The organism is Micromonospora sp. NPDC049048 (assembly GCF_043197615.1).
Lineage (GTDB): Bacteria > Actinomycetota > Actinomycetes > Mycobacteriales > Micromonosporaceae > Micromonospora.
In genome coordinates, this window is sequence record NZ_JBICTM010000007.1 from 336,695 (window position 1) to 354,707 (window position 18,013).

General features: G+C 73.6%; 10 protein-coding genes and 1 pseudogene. 2 read left to right on the forward strand and 9 right to left on the reverse strand.

The window, feature by feature from the left end; all coding sequences use genetic code 11:
- Positions 1-5 precede the first annotated feature (5 nt).
- From ACGFIG_RS23500 to ACGFIG_RS23515, 4 genes are all read right to left on the reverse strand, one after another.
- Positions 6-1,748: a CDP-glycerol glycerophosphotransferase family protein gene (locus tag ACGFIG_RS23500; RefSeq protein ID WP_393006157.1), complete on the reverse strand. Its 1,743-nt coding sequence runs from the start codon at positions 1,746-1,748 to the stop codon at positions 6-8.
- Positions 1,749-1,945: 197 nt separating this feature from the next.
- A complete protein-coding gene (locus ACGFIG_RS23505; protein WP_393006159.1) occupies positions 1,946-3,229 on the reverse strand; it encodes a nucleotide sugar dehydrogenase in 1,284 nt (427 codons plus the stop codon).
- A 5-nt stretch (positions 3,230-3,234) separates the two neighbouring features.
- Positions 3,235-4,806, reverse strand: coding sequence for a glycosyltransferase family 2 protein (locus tag ACGFIG_RS23510; RefSeq protein WP_393006161.1), 1,572 nt, complete (start codon positions 4,804-4,806; stop codon positions 3,235-3,237).
- Entirely contained in the window at positions 4,803-6,374 is a 1,572-nt protein-coding gene (locus ACGFIG_RS23515; protein WP_393006326.1) for a glycosyltransferase family 4 protein, read from the reverse strand. The genes ACGFIG_RS23510 and ACGFIG_RS23515 overlap by 4 nt, the downstream gene beginning before the upstream one ends.
- Before the next feature lie 288 nt (positions 6,375-6,662).
- Between ACGFIG_RS23515 and ACGFIG_RS23520 the strand changes: the two genes are divergently transcribed.
- Positions 6,663-7,949 (forward strand): hypothetical protein, encoded by a 1,287-nt coding sequence (locus tag ACGFIG_RS23520; RefSeq protein ID WP_393006163.1) that lies wholly within the window; start codon positions 6,663-6,665, stop codon positions 7,947-7,949.
- Positions 7,950-7,964: 15 nt separating this feature from the next.
- Here the strand turns inward: ACGFIG_RS23520 and ACGFIG_RS23525 are convergent, their stop codons facing one another.
- Positions 7,965-9,776 carry a hypothetical protein gene (locus tag ACGFIG_RS23525; protein ID WP_393006165.1) on the reverse strand — a complete coding sequence of 604 codons (1,812 nt, stop codon included), beginning with the start codon at positions 9,774-9,776 and terminating at the stop codon, positions 7,965-7,967.
- A gap of 158 nt (positions 9,777-9,934) precedes the next feature.
- Positions 9,935-11,507 (reverse strand): annotated as a pseudogene (locus ACGFIG_RS23530) (glycosyltransferase family 4 protein).
- Positions 11,508-11,773: 266 nt separating this feature from the next.
- Here ACGFIG_RS23530 and ACGFIG_RS23535 point away from each other — a divergent pair.
- On the forward strand, positions 11,774-12,946 hold the full coding sequence (locus ACGFIG_RS23535) for an acyltransferase (protein ID WP_393006167.1): 1,173 nt from the start codon (positions 11,774-11,776) through the stop codon (positions 12,944-12,946).
- Between the two features lie 184 nt (positions 12,947-13,130).
- Here ACGFIG_RS23535 and ACGFIG_RS23540 read toward each other — a convergent pair whose 3' ends face one another.
- From ACGFIG_RS23540 to ACGFIG_RS23550, 3 genes are all read right to left on the reverse strand, one after another.
- A complete protein-coding gene (locus ACGFIG_RS23540) occupies positions 13,131-15,695 on the reverse strand; it encodes a glycosyltransferase (protein WP_393006169.1) in 2,565 nt (854 codons plus the stop codon).
- Positions 15,696-15,778: 83 nt separating this feature from the next.
- Positions 15,779-16,816 carry a Gfo/Idh/MocA family protein gene (locus tag ACGFIG_RS23545; RefSeq protein ID WP_393006171.1) on the reverse strand — a complete coding sequence of 346 codons (1,038 nt, stop codon included), beginning with the start codon at positions 16,814-16,816 and terminating at the stop codon, positions 15,779-15,781.
- Positions 16,813-17,922, reverse strand: a complete 1,110-nt coding sequence (locus ACGFIG_RS23550; RefSeq protein ID WP_393006173.1) for a DegT/DnrJ/EryC1/StrS family aminotransferase — start codon at positions 17,920-17,922, stop codon at positions 16,813-16,815. The genes ACGFIG_RS23545 and ACGFIG_RS23550 overlap by 4 nt, the downstream gene beginning before the upstream one ends.
- Positions 17,923-18,013: the final 91 nt, after the last annotated feature.

The following is an 18,013-nucleotide window of genomic DNA, read 5'->3' on the forward strand; positions in this document are numbered from 1 at the left end:
ACGCCTCAGCCGCAGAGCCGGTCGATCTCCGCCCGGAACCGGTCCATCGGGTTCGGCTCGTCCGGGCCCAGCAGGTACGTCTTCAGCTCCCGACGTGCCTCGGTCATCGGGTCGCCACCGGCCCGGGTGACCGCGACGATCTTCGCCAGCTCGCCGCAGTCGACACCGAGCAGGTACGCGGCCCGGGCGGTCGGGTACCGGTGGCGGAACTCGTCCTCGGGCAGCCCGGCCGGGTTGGCCACGACGTACGGCCGCTGGCTCTGCATGAAGTCCGAGACCACGCTGGAGATGTCGCTGACCAGCAGGTCGGTCTGGTTGAAGCAGTCGAACAGCCCCGGCGCGCGGCCGGTGACCACGAGGTGCGCGTCGCCGGTCAGCGAGGTCGCGTCGGTGTGCCCGCCGGCGGCGCGGATCCGGCGGACGATCCGGTCGTTGGCCGCCCGCGCCTTGGCCGACCGGCTGCCGGTGAGCGGGTGCGGCTTGTAGATCACCCGCACCCCGGGGGTGGCCAGCAGACCGGCGACGATCCGCTCGCCCATCAGCACCACGGAGGTGTGGTAGACCTCCTCCTCCAGCCAGCCCTCCCAGGTCGGGGCGTACAGCACGGTGAACGGCCGGCCGGTGGCCTCGGCGCCGAAGGTGTGCACGCCGGCCAGCTGCGGCCGGCCGACCTCGACGATGTCGCGGTCGAGCACGCCGACGCCGCTCAGGGCGTAGCGTTCCCGCCCCGCCGGACCGGCCACCCAGACCTCGTCGTACACCTTGCTGTAGGGGTTGACGCTGGCCTGCTTGTCGCTGTCGCCGTGGCCGACGAAGACGTGCTTCACGCCCGGCTCGCGCAGCAGGTGGATGTTGGCGCCCACGTTCGCCACGTAGAGGGCGGCCCGGAGGCTGCCCAGTTCGAGGTTCATGAAGTCGGTGCCGGCGGGTACGCAGATCACCGGCAGGCGGGTGTCGGCGAGCGCCCGGAACGCCTCCTCCTGGCGCATCAGCACCACGGCCCGGCGGCCGGTCGCCTCGACCGGGGCGAGCCACATGTTGGCCTGGTAGACGTCCTTGACCGGGCCGGCGAAGTAGAGCGCGAGGTCCGGCTGCTCCCGGGCCAGCCAGCTCTGCACCACCGGCAGCGCCGAGGTGGCCCGGCCACGCCCGCGCAGCCAGGTCAGCGCGAGCACGGCGGCGACGACCGCGCCCGCCAGCAGGGTGAGCGCCGCGGTGAGCACCACCGGCATCACCTCGTCGATCAGCGCGGCGACCACGGCCGCGGGCACCAGCAGCAGGTTGAGCAGGGGCAGCCGGTCGCCCTCGACGGCGACGGCCCAGGCCGGCGGTCGCGGCGCCCCGGAGGACCGCTTGAGGTCGATGTTGCGGACGAAGGCGACGGCGCCGCGGCGCTCGCCGAGCCGCGCCAGCACCCCCGTGCCGAGGGCGAGCGCCAGCAGCGCCGCGGGCAGCAGCAGGACCAGGACCAGGCCCGTCGGGCCGGGACGGACCACCGTGACGATCAGCAGGACGACCGCCAGGTCCCGGGCCAGGTGCCGGTAGAGCTGCCCGACACCGGCCTTCTCCAGCAGCTCCGCGCCGGCCGGGCGGCGCAGCAGGGTGAGTTCACCGGCGGCGACGGCCAGGCCGGCGACCGCGAAGGGGATCGTCCAGCCGAGGGCCCCGGCCAGCACCATGACGGCGTACGACAGCAGTAGCGCGCCGATGAGTCCGACGTCCGGCTGCCTGCGCAGTTTGCTGAACAAAGACACACTCCCCTATCGATCACCGGCGAATCCGGGCAGGTGCGACCTTAACGTGGCATGTCCTTCGAGTATTGCCGGGGTGTCGCGCAGCCCACAGTCAGGCGGCGGGCGGCGCGTTCAGCCACGGGAGCCGTACCGCCCGACGCGACGGGGCCCCGGCCGTTGTCGACCGGAGCCCCGTGACACGCGACGGCGGGTCAGCCGCCGATGACCACCCGCCGCACGCCGGTCCAGCGGGCCGGGTCGGTGACCCGCCGGCCGTCCACCAGGACGGTCACGCCGGGCAGGTCGGCCGGGCTGAGGGTGCGGTACTCCGCGTGGTCCGCCTGCACCACGGCCGCGCCGAGCGGCTCACCGTCGTACGGCGGCAGGCCGTGCGCGGCGAGTTCCTCGGCCGTGTACATCGGGTCCGAGACGTAGGGCCGGGCGCCCCGCCGCCGCAGCGCCTCCACCGTCGGGAAGACACCGGAGAAGGCGGTCTCCTTGACCCCGCCCCGGTAGGCGGCGCCCAGCACCAGCACCCCGACGTCGGTCAGGTCGCCGTACGCGGCGGCGAGCAGGTCCACCGCGTACTCCGGCATGGCCGCGTTGGCCTCCCGGGCGGAGCGGACGACGGTGGCCGCCGGGTCGTTCCACAGGTACATCCGGGGGTAGATCGGGATGCAGTGCCCGCCGACGGCGATGCCCGGCTGGTGGATGTGGCTGTACGGCTGGGTGTTGCACGCCGCGATGACCTTGGTGACGTCCACGCCGACGGTGTCGGCGAACCGGGCGAACTGGTTGGCCAGCCCGATGTTGACGTCCCGGTAGGTCGTCTCGGCCAGCTTGGCCAGCTCGGACGCCTCGGCGGAGCCGAGGTCCCAGACGCCGTTGGGACGGTCGAGGTCGGGCCGCTCGTCGAAGTCCAGCACCGCCTCGTAGAAGCGCACGCCGTGCGCCGCCGACGCCTCGTCGATGCCGCCGACGAGCTTCGGGTAGCGGCGCAGGTCGGCGAAGACCCGGCCGGTGAGCACCCGCTCGGGGCTGAACACCAGGTGGAAGTCCTTGCCCGCGGTCAGCCCCGAGCCCTGCTCGAGCATCGGCGCCCAGCGGTTGCGGGTGGTGCCGACCGGCAGCGTGGTCTCGTAGCTGACCAGGGTGCCCGGCTTGAGCCCGGCGGCGATGGCGCGGGTCGCGTCGTCCATCCAGCCGAAGTCCGGCACGCCCTCGGCGTCCACGAAGAGCGGCACGACCACCACGACCGCCTCCGACTCGGCGACCGCGGCGGCGGTGTCGGTGGTGGCGCTCAGCAGCCCGGCGGCGACGGTCTCCTTGAGCTTGACGTCCAGGTCGGTCTCCCCCGGGAAGGGCACCGCCCCGTCGTTGACCAGCCCGACGACCCGCTCGGAGACGTCGGCACCGATCACCCGGTGGCCCTTCGTGGCGAACTGCACGGCGAGCGGCAGTCCGATCTTCCCGAGCGCGACGACGCAGATGTTCATGGAAACTACTTTCCTCCTAGTGGAAGCCTGCGCCGCAGGCGGGCCACCACCCGGCGCAGCGTCACCGGCGAGACGGCGATCACCAGGTGGCCCTTGTGGTTCGTGGTCGTGGTGAAGACGTACAGCTGTCCGCCCTGTCGGTGGAGCACCCGCTGCCGCACCGGCGGACGTGGCCCGCGCAGCGGGGTGGAACCGCTGTTCCCGGCCACCACGGCGGTGACCCGGACGGTCCGGGTCCGCCCGCCCGACGGCAGGCCCGCGAGCAGGTCCGCGGCCCGGAACGAGACCCGGACGGTCGTGCCCAGCGGATCTTCCGTCAGGCCGGTGACCGTGCCGTCGGCCGAACCCACCTTGAAGGTGAGGCCGCCGTCGGCGAGCTCGGCCAGCTCCGGCCACGGGCTGCGCGCGGCGACCGTCAACGTCCTCTCCCCGCCCCGGTCGGGAGACCAGGTCGCGGAGACCGCCTCCAGCCGGGCGAGCCACCTGGCCTCGGACCGGCTGACCTCGAACCACTCCTCCGACAGGGCGGAACGGGGGTCACCGAAGCCAGGGTACAGGGCGTACCAGCGCTCGTCCTGCACCACCGTGGGCGGCAGACCCTCCTCGGCGTCCTGCCTGATCACCGCGCGCAGGTCGGCGAGCGACCCGAGCCAGGCGGCGCCGATGCGGACCCGGGCGGTGACGCCCAGCTGGTCCCGGATCCGGTCGGTGAGGTGCTTGCGGGCCAGGTTCGCCACCCCCGCGCGGACCTGCTCCTGGACGTCGGGCTCCAGCGTGAGGAAGTCGTCCTGGAGCAGCTTGGCGATCTCCCAGGTGAAGTGCCGGTACAGGATCGCGTCGCGGCGCTCGCCGGGCTCGATCAGCTCCGCCACCACGTCGACGATGCGCTCGACGCCCCGCAGCCGCGCGAGGTGGTTGCTGCGGTAGGTGATGTTGCCGGCGTTCAGCCGCTTGACCGCGTAGTAGTAGTCGTAGTCGGCGAGCACCGAGATCCGCCCGGCCCGTAGGCAGGCCTCCAGGGTGAACGGCTGGTCGCTGCCGACCGGCATGTCCTCCGGGAAGCGCAGCGCGTGCTTCTCGATCAGGTCGCGCCGGAACAGCTTGGTGTTCGACAGTGCGAACGGCAGCGCGGAGGCGAAGAGGTCCACCTCGGCCCGGGTGCTCTCGAAGATCGCCTGGTGGACGTAGCGCTCGTTGACCCCGACCATCCGGCCCAGCAGCACGTCGGAGCCCCACTCGTCGGCCGCGGCCACCATCCGGGCCAGCGCCTCCGGCCCGAGGTGGTCGTCGGCGCCGATGAACAGGACGTAGCGGCCGGTGGCGTGGTCGAGCGCGCGGTTGCTGGGGGCCGCGGGGCCGCCCGAGTTCGCCTGGTGCAGCACCTTCACGGTGCCCGGGTACGCCGCCGCGAAGCGGTCGAGCTCCGCGCCGCTGCCGTCGGTGGAGCCGTCGTCGACCGCGACGACCTCCAGCCGGTCCAGCCCGATGGTCTGCTCCACGAGGGAGGTCAGGCACCGGGTCAGGTCCGGCATCGTGTTGTAGACGGCGGTCACCACCGTCACGTCGGGCGTGCTCACGCGCCGACCCGCAGGGCCGGTGGTTCCGCGCCCGGCGTGGTGTCGTCACCGCCGGCACCGGAACCGGCGGGCAGCAGTCGGGAGTAGACGCCGTCGAGCACCCGCGCCTGCGCCTCCCACGTCCACGACTCCAACAACCCCGGACGCCCGTACACCTCCCGATAACGCCCCGGATCCGCCAACACCCCCCGCACCACCCGCACGAAGTCCCCCACATCCTCCGCCCGGAACACCTCACCCTGACCCGTCGACCGCACCGTCTCCGCCATCGTCCGCACATCACTCACCACCAACGGCAACCGCGCATGCGAATACTCGAAGAACTTCGTAATCAACGCGATCTCATGATTCGGCCAGTGATGAATCGGAATGACCCCCACCGAAGCCCCCGACAGGAACGGCACCACCTGATGATGCGGCACATACGGCAACACATGCACCCGCCCGGCCACCCCCAACTCCCCCGCCCGCACCACCAGGCCCTGCACGTACGCCGCGTCGGGCTTGTTGACCACGAAGGCGACGTGCGCGTCGGGCAACTGCGGCAGCGCCTCGACCATGACGTCGAGGCCACGCCGTGCGGCGGCCACGCCGCTGTAGACGAGCAGCGGGACGTCCGGCCCGATCCCGCACAGCTGGCGGATGTCCGGGGCCGGCTCGTCGTCGGGGCCGGGCAGCTCGGCCAGCGCGGGGGCGTTGAGCACCACCTCGGGCCTCTCGGCCAGGCCGTGCTCCTGCTGCAACAGGTCGGCCAGCCCGCCGGAGACGGTCGTCGCCGCGTCGGCGTACGGCACGAACTCCCGCTCGTGGGCCATGTTGCCGGGCAGCCACCGGACGTTGTCGCGCCACGCCTGCACGCCGGGCAGGTACTCGTGGGCGTCCCAGACGACCGCGATCCGGCGGCCCTTGGCGGCGGCCCGCAGCTTGGCCCGCGCGGCCACCCCCAGCATCCGGAAGTCGTTGGCGTGGATCAGGTCCGGCCGGAGTTCGTCGATCGTCGCGCCGTAGGCCAGCTCGTAGTCCCACAGCCCCGGCTCCAGCCGGCGCCAGGCGCCGTCGCCCTGCACCGCCTGCCAGAACTTCGTGTACGCCCGGTCCAGCGGCCCGTCCAGCCGCTTGCGGCCGCGCCGGGACCGGGTGAGCTGCCGGTGGCGGAACGAGACCCAGCGACGGGTCACTCCGGCGGCCAACTCCTCCGCGCGCAGCGCGTGCCACCGCAGCGGTGACGGGCGGCCGGCCCCACCGTCGCGGGCGGCCACCGTCAGCTCCGCCCGGCGGAAGGTCAGGTCCGCCCGCCAGGCCTTCATCGCCTGGCTGCGGTGCGCGGCGATTCCGGTGGGCGGGTACGCCAGCGGCCAGCGCAGCCAGGAACGGCGGAACTCGTGCCGGCGCTTGGCGAGCGGCTCGGGCATCGGCAGCAGGCGCACCTCGGCGTCGCCGAGCTGCCAGCTCTGGGACTTCCCGGCGGCTGTCCGGCCGAGCAGGACGACCTCCCAGCCGGCGTCGGCGGCCGAGCGGGCGGCCTTCTGTACCCGGGAGTCGCCGATGACCCCGTTGTCGACCAGCATGACAACACGCCCCCGGGCGCCGGCGCCGCCGTTCAGCCCCATCGTCTGCTTCTCCGCCTCTGCCCGGTGCCGTCCGGCCGGGTCCATCCGGCCCGGATCCCGAGCGATTGTACGAGACCGCCGACCGGCGCCCCCGCACCATGGATTGTGGGAAAGCGCGGGTCGGCATCGCCTCCGCGCGCCCCGGAGCGTACCCTCCCCGCTGTCCGTCCCGGCGCCCGCCGCGTCGTTGCGCGCTGTGCACGAGGAAACTGTCAGCCGGATACGTTCCGCCGGAAGTAGGGCGAGATGTCGAGTAACCAAACATTCGGTGCCCCGTCGTCGGACACGGCTCCGGCCACCCGCGACGCCCGCCGGGCCCGCGTCCGGCTGGTGCTCGGCCTGCTCGCCGCCGCCGCGCTCGGCAGCGTGCTGTGGTGGGGCCGCTGGGAGACCGCGCCGAGGCACGCCTACCCGGACACCTACTGGTACGCCCGGCAGGCGGCCACCGTGACCGGCACGCCGTCCGCCGAGGCGGACCGGTTCGCCGCCCGGCTGGTCTGCCGCCAGGGCATGCCGAGCCCTCGGCCGGGCGTCTCCTGCGTCACCGCCACCCGGCAATGGGCGGCCAGCATGCCGCCGCGCTACCAGCGGATCTTCACCACCCGGCCCGGGTACTCGCTGATGGCGGCGCCGTTCGTGCTGGTCTTCGGGGAACGGGGGATGGTGCTGGTCACCGCCGCGCTCGCCGTACTGGCCGGCGTGTTGGCGGCCCTGGCGGTCCGGCTGCTCGGCGGCGGTCTGCTCAGTTCGCTCGCGGCCACCGCGCTGCTCTTCCTGCTGCCCACCGGTTTCTGGTTGAGCCGGCTGCTGGCCGAGGCCGGCGCGACGGTGTTCGCGTTGGCCGCGCTCTGCGCCGCGCTGCCCCTGCTCCGGCCGGGCGGATCGACCCGCGGGCGGCTGCTGCTCGGCGGTGTGGTGGCGGCGGGGCTGCTCGCCTCGACCGTCACCCGGCCGGCCACCGGCCTGCTGCTGTCGGCGGCGCTGACGGGGGTGTTCGGCGTGCTGACCCTGCTGCGCCGCCGCGCCGGTCGGGAACCGGGACTGCTCGTGCTCACCGCCGCCTGCGGCGTGGCCACGGCGGTCTGGCTCGGCCTCAGCGCCGCGCTGGACATCCCCGGCGCGGCGGAGACGCTCCAGGACAAGTTCACCGTGCACTTCACCCGGCCGGACGTCCCCGACCCGTGGCCGCGCCTGGTGGAGCTGAACCGGGAGTTCTGGCCCGCCCAGCTCAACGCCTGGTGGAACGGGGGTGCGCCGCTGGCCGCCTCGCCGTTCCTGGCCCTGCTGCTGATCGGCTTCGCCGCCCTGTTCCGGGCGCTGCCCGGCCGGGCCGCGCTGCTCTTCGCCACGGCCGGAGCGACCGGACTGCTCACGCTGGTGGCCCACCCGAAGCCGTCCGAGGCCGACCGGCTGATCCTGGTCATCTGGCTGCCGGTGGTGGTGGGCCTCGCCATGCTGCTGGGGAGGCCGGCCCGACCCGACCCGGCGCCCGCGTCGGACACCACGGTCGCGCCGGGCCGGCCCCGGGAGTAGGAACCGCCCGGGCGGTCAGCGGGTCAACGGACGGACGTCCCAGAGCCAGACGTCCTCGACGCGCCGGCCCGGGCCGAAGCACGCGTCCAGCGCCGAACGGAGCGCCTCGGCGCGGGGATGCCGCGGCAGCACCACGGCGTCCGCGCGCCAGTGCCGGACGTCCAGCGCCGCCTGCGCGCGTTCGGCGGGGGTCAGGGTGACCGGCGCCGGGCGGTCACCCGTGGCCACCTCCGTCAGCAGGACGGCGGTGGGTCGGGGGTCCACCCCCCACCGGCCGGTGTCGTCGGTGGGCGAGGTCGGGCCGAGGAAGTAGCCCTGCGGCACGGCGAAGCCGACGCCCGCGGCGGCGCCCCAGCGCACCGAGGTCATGTTCTCCACGGGCACCGGCACCAGCGTCCGCCCGGGCGCGACGTGGTCCCGCCATCCGCCGGCGGTGACGAACCGGGGCACCTCCGGGCGCCCCACGGCCGGCAGCGGGGTCGGCAGCAGCGGCACCAGGGCCACGGCGAGCACCACCGCGGCCACCGGCCGGACGGGGACCACGCCCACCCGGGTCGGCATCCGGTCGGAGAGCAACCGGTCCACCACCACCGCGACGAGCACCCCGAGGGCGGCCGTGGTGATCAGCGCGAACCGGGCCACCACCATCGCGTCGACCACCGGCAGGCCGTTCAACAGGCGGAACGGGCCGGGCACACCGGGCCCGCGGACCGCCCAGTTGATCGTGTTGCCCAGCGAGAAGAGCGCGGCCAGCACCGCCGTGAACCCCAGCACCCGCACCAGGTGCTCCCGGCGCAGCCAGACCAGCGCGGCGACGGCCACCAGCACCAACGGCCAGCCGTAGAAGCTGGCCTCCTCGGTCACGTTGGCGGCCAGCCGGCGGTCGCCCTGCGGGCCGCCGGCGAGCGACTCGGTCGCGTAGCTGAAGTAGGAGGCGAGCCGCAGCGCGTACTTGTCGGGATCGGTGGGGTGCCCGCTGCGGTGCTGCGGGCCGAGGAACTGCATCCAGAGCGGGTACGCCGTCACCAGCAGGGTCAGTACGCCGGCCACAGCCAGCACCGCCAGCGCCCGGGGAGCCGCGGCCCACGCCGCCCGGGGCCGGAACAGCACATGGCCCAGCAGCGCCATCACGCAGGCCAGGGCGAGAATGAAGAGGATCTCGACGCTGACGAAGAACTGCGCGGAGATCAGCGCGCCGAGGATGAGCCCGTCCCGCAGCGGACGCCCGCCACGCGTCAGCCGGGCCACCCGCCACACGATGAACGGGATCAGCCACTGCGCGGTGATGTGCGGGTGACCGTTGCTGTGCGAGACCAGGGCCGGCGCGAAGGCGCAGCAGGCGGCGCCGACCAGCGCCGCCGCACGGTTGCCGACCACGTGCCGGGAGAGCACCCAGTACCAGGCGAGCCCGGTGCCGGCCAGGTTGAGGGTCATCAGCACCAGATACGACAGCGCGGCGCCGCCGAGCAGGGTGACCGGCGCGAGCAGGACGCCGGGCAGCTGGATGCCCACGTTCGTCATCAGGTTCACGCCGTCGGGCGCGTTCTGCAACCTCGTGAAGAACGGGTTCTCCAGGTTGGCCACGGCGTGCGCCGCGTGGGCCAGCATCCACTCGTTGAAGTCCTGGTCCGCCGGCTGCGCGCCCAGCACCCGGCCGTACACGTCACGCCAGCCCCGGGCGGTCACCCAGAGCGCGCCGGCGAGCAGGGCGAGCACGGCGACGAGGTCGGGCCGGCGCCGGCGGGTCTCCCGGGGCGGAGCAGCCGGGGCGCCCCCCTCGGCGGTGTCGGTGGACAGGTCGTTCGCCGGGGGGTGCGCTGCGGTCACGGTGCCCGATCCTACTCATCGCGACACGCTCCACGGCGCCATCGCGCCGGGGCGCGTCGCCGCCCGGTCCGGGCCTCGTCACCGCCCCGGTCCGAGCCGGTCCCGGGCCCGTCGCCGCCGGCTCCAGCGGGTTCGCCGCCGCGAATCCGACGCGTCGGTCAGACCGGAAGCTGCCGCGGGGAATCAGGTGCGGGCCCGGTCGCCGGTCCCCGCGTCGGGGCGGGCGGGTGGTCCGGCAGCAGTCGGGAGTAGACGCCGTCGAGCACCCGCGCCTGCGCCTCCCACGTCCACGACTCCAACAACCCCGGACGCCCGTACACCTCCCGATAACGCCCCGGATCCGCCAACACCCCCCGCACCACCCGCACGAAGTCCCCCCACATCCTCCGCCCGGAACACCTCACCCTGACCCGTCGACCGCACCGTCTCCGCCATCGTCCGCACATCACTCACCACCAACGGCAACCGCGCATGCGAATACTCGAAAAACTTCGTAATCAACGCGATCTCATGATTCGGCCAGTGATGAATCGGAATGACCCCCACCGAAGCCCCCGACAGGAACGGCACCACCTGATGATGCGGCACATACGGCAACACATGCACCCGACCGGCCACCCCCAACTCCCCCGCCCGCACCACCAGCCCCTGCACGTACGGGGCGGCCGGTCGGGGCACCACCAGCGCCACGTGGGCGTCGGGTAGTTCGGTGAGCGCCTCGACCATGATACCGAGGCCCCGCTGTTCGGCGGCGGCTCCGCTGTAGACCAGCAGCGGGACGTCCGGCCCGATCCCGCACAGCTCGCGGATGTCGGGCACCCCGTCGCCGCCGCCCGCCGCGTCCGCGCTGCTCGGGGTGTTCAGCACGACGGTGGGCTGCTCGGGCAGCCCGTGCCGCTCGCGCAGCAGATCGGCCAGTCCGTCGGAGACGGTGAGGACCGCGTCGGCGTACGGGGCGTACTCCCGCTCGTGCGCCGTGTTGGCCGGCAGCCACCGGGGGCTGTCGTTCCAGCGCCGGATGCCGGGCAGGAACTCGTGGGCGTCCCAGACCAACGCGACGCGCCGGCCCTTGGCGGCGGCCCGCAGCTTGGCCCGCGCGCCGACCCCCAGCATCCGGAAGTCGTTGGCGTGGATCAGATCCGGCCGCAGCTTGTCGACCACCGGCCCGAAGGCCAGCTCGAAGTCCCACAGCGCCGGGTCGAGCCGCCGCCAGGCGCGGTCGCCGGCGACCGTCTGCCAGAACCGCGTGTAGAGCCGGTCCACCGGGGTGGCCAGGCCCTTGCGTACCTCCTGGGCCCGGCTGAGCTGGCGGCGCCGCAGCGACACCCAGCGACGCGACACCTTCGTCGCCAGCAGCTCGCCGCGCAGCAGCTGCCGGCTCAGTGCCAGCCCGGCGGAGGAGCGCCGCTCGCCGTGGGCCTCGCTCAGCGCGCCGAGGCGCGCCTCCAGGTCGGCGCGGCGGGCGCGCACCTCCTGCTCGCGGCGGGCCGCGATCCCGGTGGGCGGGTAGGCCAGCGGGCCGCGCACCCAGTGGCGGCGGTACTCGTGCGGCGGCCGGGCGAGCGAGGTGGTCATCGGCAGCAGCCGGACCTCGGCCCCGCCGAGCTGCCACTTCTGCGCCTTGCCGGTGGCCGAGCGGCCCAGCAGGACCACCTCCCAGCCGGCCTCGGCGGCCGAGGCGGCGGTCTTCTGCACCCGGGAGTCGCCCTCGACGCCGTTGTCCACGAGCATGACCACCCGGCCCCGGGTGGCGGGGGCGGCCGGTCCGGCGGCGCCGTCGGTCATGGTGCCTCCTCGTTCTGTACGGCCCGTCGGGCCCCGGCGAGTGTACGGCTTCGACGGCGCCCCACCGAGGACCCGAACACCGCCCCGCACCGAGGACCCGGACGGCGCCCGCGTCGGAGCTGCCCGGTCCGCCACGGCGGCACCGCAGGGGCGCCTCGCTCCGGCCGCGGCGGGGCGGTCGACGGGGCGGCCCGGGGCACTAGCATGGCCCGGTGACCGCCTCCCACCCTGTCAACGTCGCGCCGGCCGCCGAGGCCGGCCCCGCATCGTCACCGACCCCGCACCGGTCGGACGCCGCCGCCACCACGGTCCCGGAGAGCCGGGCCGGCGGACCACCGCCACGCGAGTACGGGCTGGACGCGCTGCGGGTCGTGGCGATCTGCGGCGTGGTGGCCATCCACGTCTTCGGCGTCATCGTCGGCCAGGACGACCTGCGCGGCAACCTCGGCTGGTGGGTGGCCACGGCGATCGACATCGGGGCGATCTGGACCGTGCCCGCGTTCATCATGATCAGCGGGGCGTTCGTGCTCGATCCGCGGGCACACCGGGCCGGCCCGGCCGCGTTCTACCGCAAGCGCTTCGCCCGGATCCTCCCTGCCATGATCGTCTGGCACGTGGTGTACGTGGTCGTGGTGCGGATGGCGATGCGGGGCGAGGAGGTGAGCCTCACCCTGCTGACCCGCCTGCTGATCGACGGCAAGGTCTTCACCGCGCTGTACTTCCTGTGGCTGATCGCCGGGCTCTACGTGCTCGCGCCCGTCATCGCGCCGTTCCTGCACGCCGGCGGGCGGCACCGGGCGCTGATCACCGCCGGGGTCGCGCTGGGCTGGACCATGGTCGCCTACATGATCCCGGGCATCGCCCTCATGCTCGGCGACTCCCGGCCGAACATCCTGACCAGCTGGAACCGCTGGTGGCCGTACGTCGGCTTCTTCATCGCCGGCTGGGCCCTGCGCCGGGTGGTGCTCAACCGCCTCTGGACGGTGCTCGCCCTGATCGGCGCCGGCCTGCTGCTGGCCGAGGCGATCTGGCAGTTCGGGGTGGCGCCCCAGCACCGCCTGCTCCAGGCCACCTTCCCGGTGATGGCGACCGGCACGCTGGTCGCCGCCGCCACCCTGCTGATCTTCATGGCCTCGGTGAGCATCGGGTCCCGGATCACCTGGCGCCCCGCGGTGGGCCGCCTGGTGACCCGCCTCTCCGACGCCTCGTTCGGGGTGTTCCTGATCCACCTGCTCGTCTTCGAGGTCTTCCGGCAGCTGATTCCGGAGGTGAAGGCCGGGCGGTCGCTGGAGGTCATCGGGTTGACCTACCCGGCCGTGCTGGTGATCTCCTTCGCCGTCTCGATGGTGGCGGCCCGGATCCCGTACGTGCGGGCGGTCTTCTGACCGCTGGCACCGACGGCGCCCGGCGTCGAGGGCCCCCGCCTTCGACGGCCCGGCCGGCATCGACGGCCCGGACGATTCCGATCGTCCGGGCCGTCGCCGTCGGTCGGGCAGGGCCACCACGGCCGACGGCCGCCCGCCTCCATCCGCCGAAGCGGGAGGCGGGCGGCCGTCGGACCGCGTCGGCTCAGCCGAGGAACGAGGTGAGCTGGCGGGCCGTCCACGTGCCGTCGTGGTAGGTGCGGGCGTACTGGGCGGAGGCGAGGCCGATCTTGGCGGTCGCGTCCCGGTCGTCGAGCAGAGACTCGACGACCCCGGTGAGGCTGGTCGGGGTGGCGTTGACGATCGGCAGGTCACCACCGACGGTCTTCGTGACCTGCTCGCTGAGGTAGGCCACCACCGGCTTGCCGGCCGCCATCGCCTCGACGGCGAAGGTGCCGAAGCTGCCCGTGGTGAACTGGTCGAGCACCAGGTCGCAGTCGCGGACCAACTCCCGCATCTCCGCCCAGGCGACCCCCTCGGCCAGCCGCAGCTCGATGACGCCCCGGTCGTGCAGGGCCTGCATCGCCGGCAGGATCCGGTCGGTGCCCTTGGTCCACCGCTTGGACGGCGCGTGCAGCACCAGCGGTCGGGGCCGCTGCATCACCGGCCGGTCGCAGGCCCAGGCGTCGACGTCCACCACCAGCGGGGCCCACGTCGCCCACGGCAGGTCCTCGAGCAGGTCCGGCGTGGTCACGAAGGCCGGCAGCCCGCACTCCTCGGCCACCCGGCGGTTGCGCTCGGCCTTCTTCCGCAGCTTCGCCGCGATCCCGTCGGGCGCGTCCCGGAACAGGGAGAACTCGTGCCGCTGCTGGTGCCGGTCCGGGTGCCGGATCTCGCTGCCGTGCGCCAGCAGCGCGACCTTGATCCCGGCCTTGCGCAGCGCCGGCAGGTCACCTTCGATGTTGTCGCCGTTGAGCTGGCCGAACAGCGGCATGAACGCGTCGACCAGCACGTGGGTGTACTGGCTGAGCACCCGGTTGAGCTGCTCCATCTGGAAGTCGAGTTCCGGCTGGCGCAGGGAGTCGAGGTAGATGTCCGCCGGGTAGTCGAACGAGCCGGGCAGCTTGTTCATCACCACCTGCACCGACACGTCGGCGTTGTCCCGGCAGATCGCCCTGGCGAAGGCGGCGGCCTGGCCGGCGTAGTTGGCCGGGCCGAGACCGAGGCGGATCGGCGTGTCGCCGAGTTCACGCCAGCCTTCCAGGGGCCGCCGCTCGGCGGTGCCCGTCGACGGCGCGGCGACCGGACGCTCCTGCACCGTCCACGGCACCTCGCGCGGACCGGCCGGTGCGACGCCCGAGAGGTCCCGGTAGAGCTGGAGCAGCTTGCTGCTCTGCCGCTCCCAGGACAGGTCGTCGAGGATCGGCTCGGTGATGTGCGCGGCCAACTCGGCCCGGCGGGCGGTGGCCCGGCGTACCGCCTCCACGAAGCCCGCCACGTCGCCCGAGGTGAACGTCTCGCCGATGTCGTGCCCCTCGACGAACGCCCGGACCACCTGCACGTCGCTCGTCACCAGGGGAAGGCCGGCGTGCAGGTACTCGGAGACCTTGGTCGGCAGGGACAACTCGCAGTTCGGGGTGCGCTGGAACGGGATCAGGCCGAGATCGGCGGAGCTGAGGTAGTCGGCGACCTCGTACGGCGCGACGTAGGGGACCACGTGCACCCGGCCCCGCGTGCCGGTCGCCTCGGCCCGGGCGAGCAGTTCCTCCAGCAGCGGGGTCATCCGCCCGCTGACCAGGGCCAGGTGGTGCTCCGGCAGCTGGGGCAGGGCCGCGATCACGGTGTCCAGCCCGCGTTCCTTGCCGATCCAGCCCGCGTACACCATCAGCGGCACGCCCTCGGCGACGCCGGCGCGCTCCCGTACCGAGGCGGTCACGGCACCGCTGCGGATGCCGTCGCGCACCGGCGAGTTGCCCACCACCAGCGGGGTCTTCGGCAGCCCGTACTCGGTCTGCAGCTTCTCCGCGATCTGTTCGGAGACGGTGACCACCGCGTCCGCCCGGCCGATGAACTCCCGCTCGGCGGCCCGTACGCCGCTGGCCTGCTGCGGCTTGGGCCAGGCGACGCCCTGCACGTACTCGTGGGCGTCGTAGAGCCAGACGCAGCCGCGCCCGCGCGCCCGCAGCCGCGCGGCACTCATCGCCGCGGTCGGGATCGTGTTGATGTCGTTGGCGTGGATGACGTCCGGCGCCAGTTCCTCCAGCACCGGCCCGAACGCCAGGTCGATGTCGAGCAGCGTCGGCCAGTCGGTCCGCCAGTCGCCGGTCGGCGGCAGCGGCTGGGTGCTGTGGAACTGTTCCCAACCCCAGGCCCGCAGCCGGAACTGGTGGACCGCCTCGTGCGCCCGCAGCCAGGCGCGCGGCGGAGGCTTGCGCTTCGCCGTCTGCGACCGGAGCCAGGCCTGGTGCGAGGCGCGGTAGCGGGCCAGCGCGGACTTGTCCGGAATGCCGAACTGCGTCAGCGTACGGCGGATCTTGTGCTCCCGGGCGGGCCGGCGGGCCAGGGTCTGCGGCACCGGGACCCGGATGACCTGGATCGGCCCCATGGCGGAGCGCTCCGGCTCGCCCTTCTTACGGCTGCTCCGGCCCACCAGGACCACGTCCCAGCCGTCGCGGGCCGCGGCGATGGCGGTCTTCTGGACGCGGGAGTCGCCGGTGATGCCGTTGGCGACCAGTACGACGAGCCGCGGCGCTCGGCGGGGCGTTGACATTCGCTGTCCTTCGGTGGGGAGGAGGGCTGGCGGTCGAGGCTGCCGACCGCGGTCCGCCGCACGCGGACCGCGGTCGCCCGTGCTCAGCGGGTGGGGACGGTGTCCCCCGCCGGGGAGGCGGTGCTCGTCCCCACGGTGATCGTGCTGCCGTCGGTCGCGGAACGCAGGACGGCGCCGGCCACCTCGACCGTACGCAGACCCTGGCGCAGGGTCACGATGTCGCTCGCCTTGCCCTCGACGGCGTCCCGGAAGCGCTCGTGCTCGACCAGCAGCGGCTCACGCTTGGGGATCGCGTAGCGCACCATGTCGCCCTCGGCGACGCCCCGGAACGCGCGCAGCGCCTCCCACTCGGTGCCGATGGCGCCGTTGGCGTAGAAGGTGAGGTCGGCGGTCAGGGTGTCGGCGACGAAGCAGCCCCGCTCACCGGTGATCACCGTGGACCGCTCCTTGAGCGGGCTCAGCCAGTTGACCAGGTGGTTGACCATGGTGCCGTCGGCGAGCTGCCCCACCACGGCGACCATGTCCTCGTGCAGCCGCCCGCTGCGGGAGACCGTGCGGGCCGACACCGAGGTGTATTCCTGGCCGGTCACCCAGCTGGTCAGGTCGATGTCGTGGGTGGCCAGGTCCATCACCACGCCGACGTCGGCGATGCGGTGCGGGAAGGGGCCCTGCCGGCGGGTGACGACCTGGTAGACCTCGCCCAGCTCGCCCGCCTCCAGCCGGGTGCGCAGGTTCTGCAGGGCGGGGTTGTACCGCTCGATGTGCCCGACGCCGGCCACCAGGCCGGCGGCCTCGAAGGCCTCCACCAGCCGCAGCGCCGCGTCCACGCTCTGCGCGAGGGGCTTCTCGATCAGGGCGCTGACGCCGTTGGCGGCCAGTTCCAGGCCGACCTGCTCGTGCAGCGCCGTCGGGCAGGCCACCACCGCGTAGTCGACGCCGAGGGCGAGCAGGTCACCGAGCTCGGGCACGACCGGCGCCCGCAGCGTGCCGGTCGTGTCGCCGGCCGGGTCGACGATGCCGATCAGCTCGACGCCGTCCAGACCCGCGAGGATGCGGGCGTGGTTGCGGCCCATCGCGCCGAGGCCGATCAGGCCGGCGCGCAGCTTGCGGCCCTCGCTCACCGGGCACCCCCGGCCAGGTTCGCGCCCTCGGCGATGCGCTCCAGGTCGGCCTCGGTCAGCGAGGGGTGCACCGGCAGGGAGACGACCTCGGCGGCGGCGCGCTCGGTCTCCGGCAGGTCCCAGGGGCCGGGCTTGCCGTCCTCGGTCAGGTAGGGCTTGAGCCGGTGGATCGGGGTCGGGTAGTAGACGGCGTTGCCGATGCCCAGCTCGGTGAGGCGCTGCTGGGCGGCGTCCCGGTCGCCCTGCACCCGCACCGTGTACTGGTGGTAGACGTGCCGGGCGGCGTCGGCCACCGGCGGGGTCACCATGCTGGTGATCTTCGAGTCGAGGAACTTGGCGTTCGCCCGGCGCTGCTCGGTCCATCCGTCGAGCTGGCCCAACTGGACCCGGCCGATGGCCGCGGCGACGTCGGTCATCCGCATGTTCGCGCCGACGATCTCGTTGGCGTACCGCTGCTCCATGCCCTGGTTGCGCAGCAGCCGCAGCGTGCGGGCCAGCCCGGCGTCGCCGGTGCTGACCATGCCGCCCTCCAGGGCGTGCATGTTCTTGGTGGGGTAGAAGCTGAAGCAGCCGGCGGTGCCGAACGCCCCCACCGGGGTGCCGTGCAGCGCGGCGCCGTGGGCCTGGGCGGCGTCCTCGACGACGGCCAGGCCGTGCCGCTCCGCGATCGCCATGATCCGGTCCATCGCGGCGGGGTGGCCGTAGAGGTGGACCGGCATGATCGCCACGGTGCGCGGGGTGACCGCGGCGGCGACCGCCTCCGGGTCGAGGCAGAAGCTGCCCGGCTCGATGTCCGCGAAGACCGGCTCGGCGCCGACCAGCCGGACGGCGTTCGCGCTGGCCGCGAAGGAGAACGACGGCACGATGACCTCGTCACCCGGGCCGAAGCCGAGGGCCATGAGGGTGAGTTGCAGGGCGGAGGTGCCCGAGTTCACCGCGACGCAGTGCCGCCCGGCGACCAGCTGGCCGAACTCCTCCTCGAAGGCCGCGACCTCGGGACCCTGCACCACCCGGCCGCTCCGGAGCACCCGAACAGCCGCCTCGATCTCGGCTTCCCCGATGATCGGCCGTGCCGGGGGAATGAACTCTGGGTGGGGCCCAGCCATGGGGCGTCCTCCTGTGTCAGATGGTGTTCGGGTGGGGGTTCGGGGTGCGATACTAGCCCGTTGCGAAGTGGGCCGAGACCGACGAGGTCAA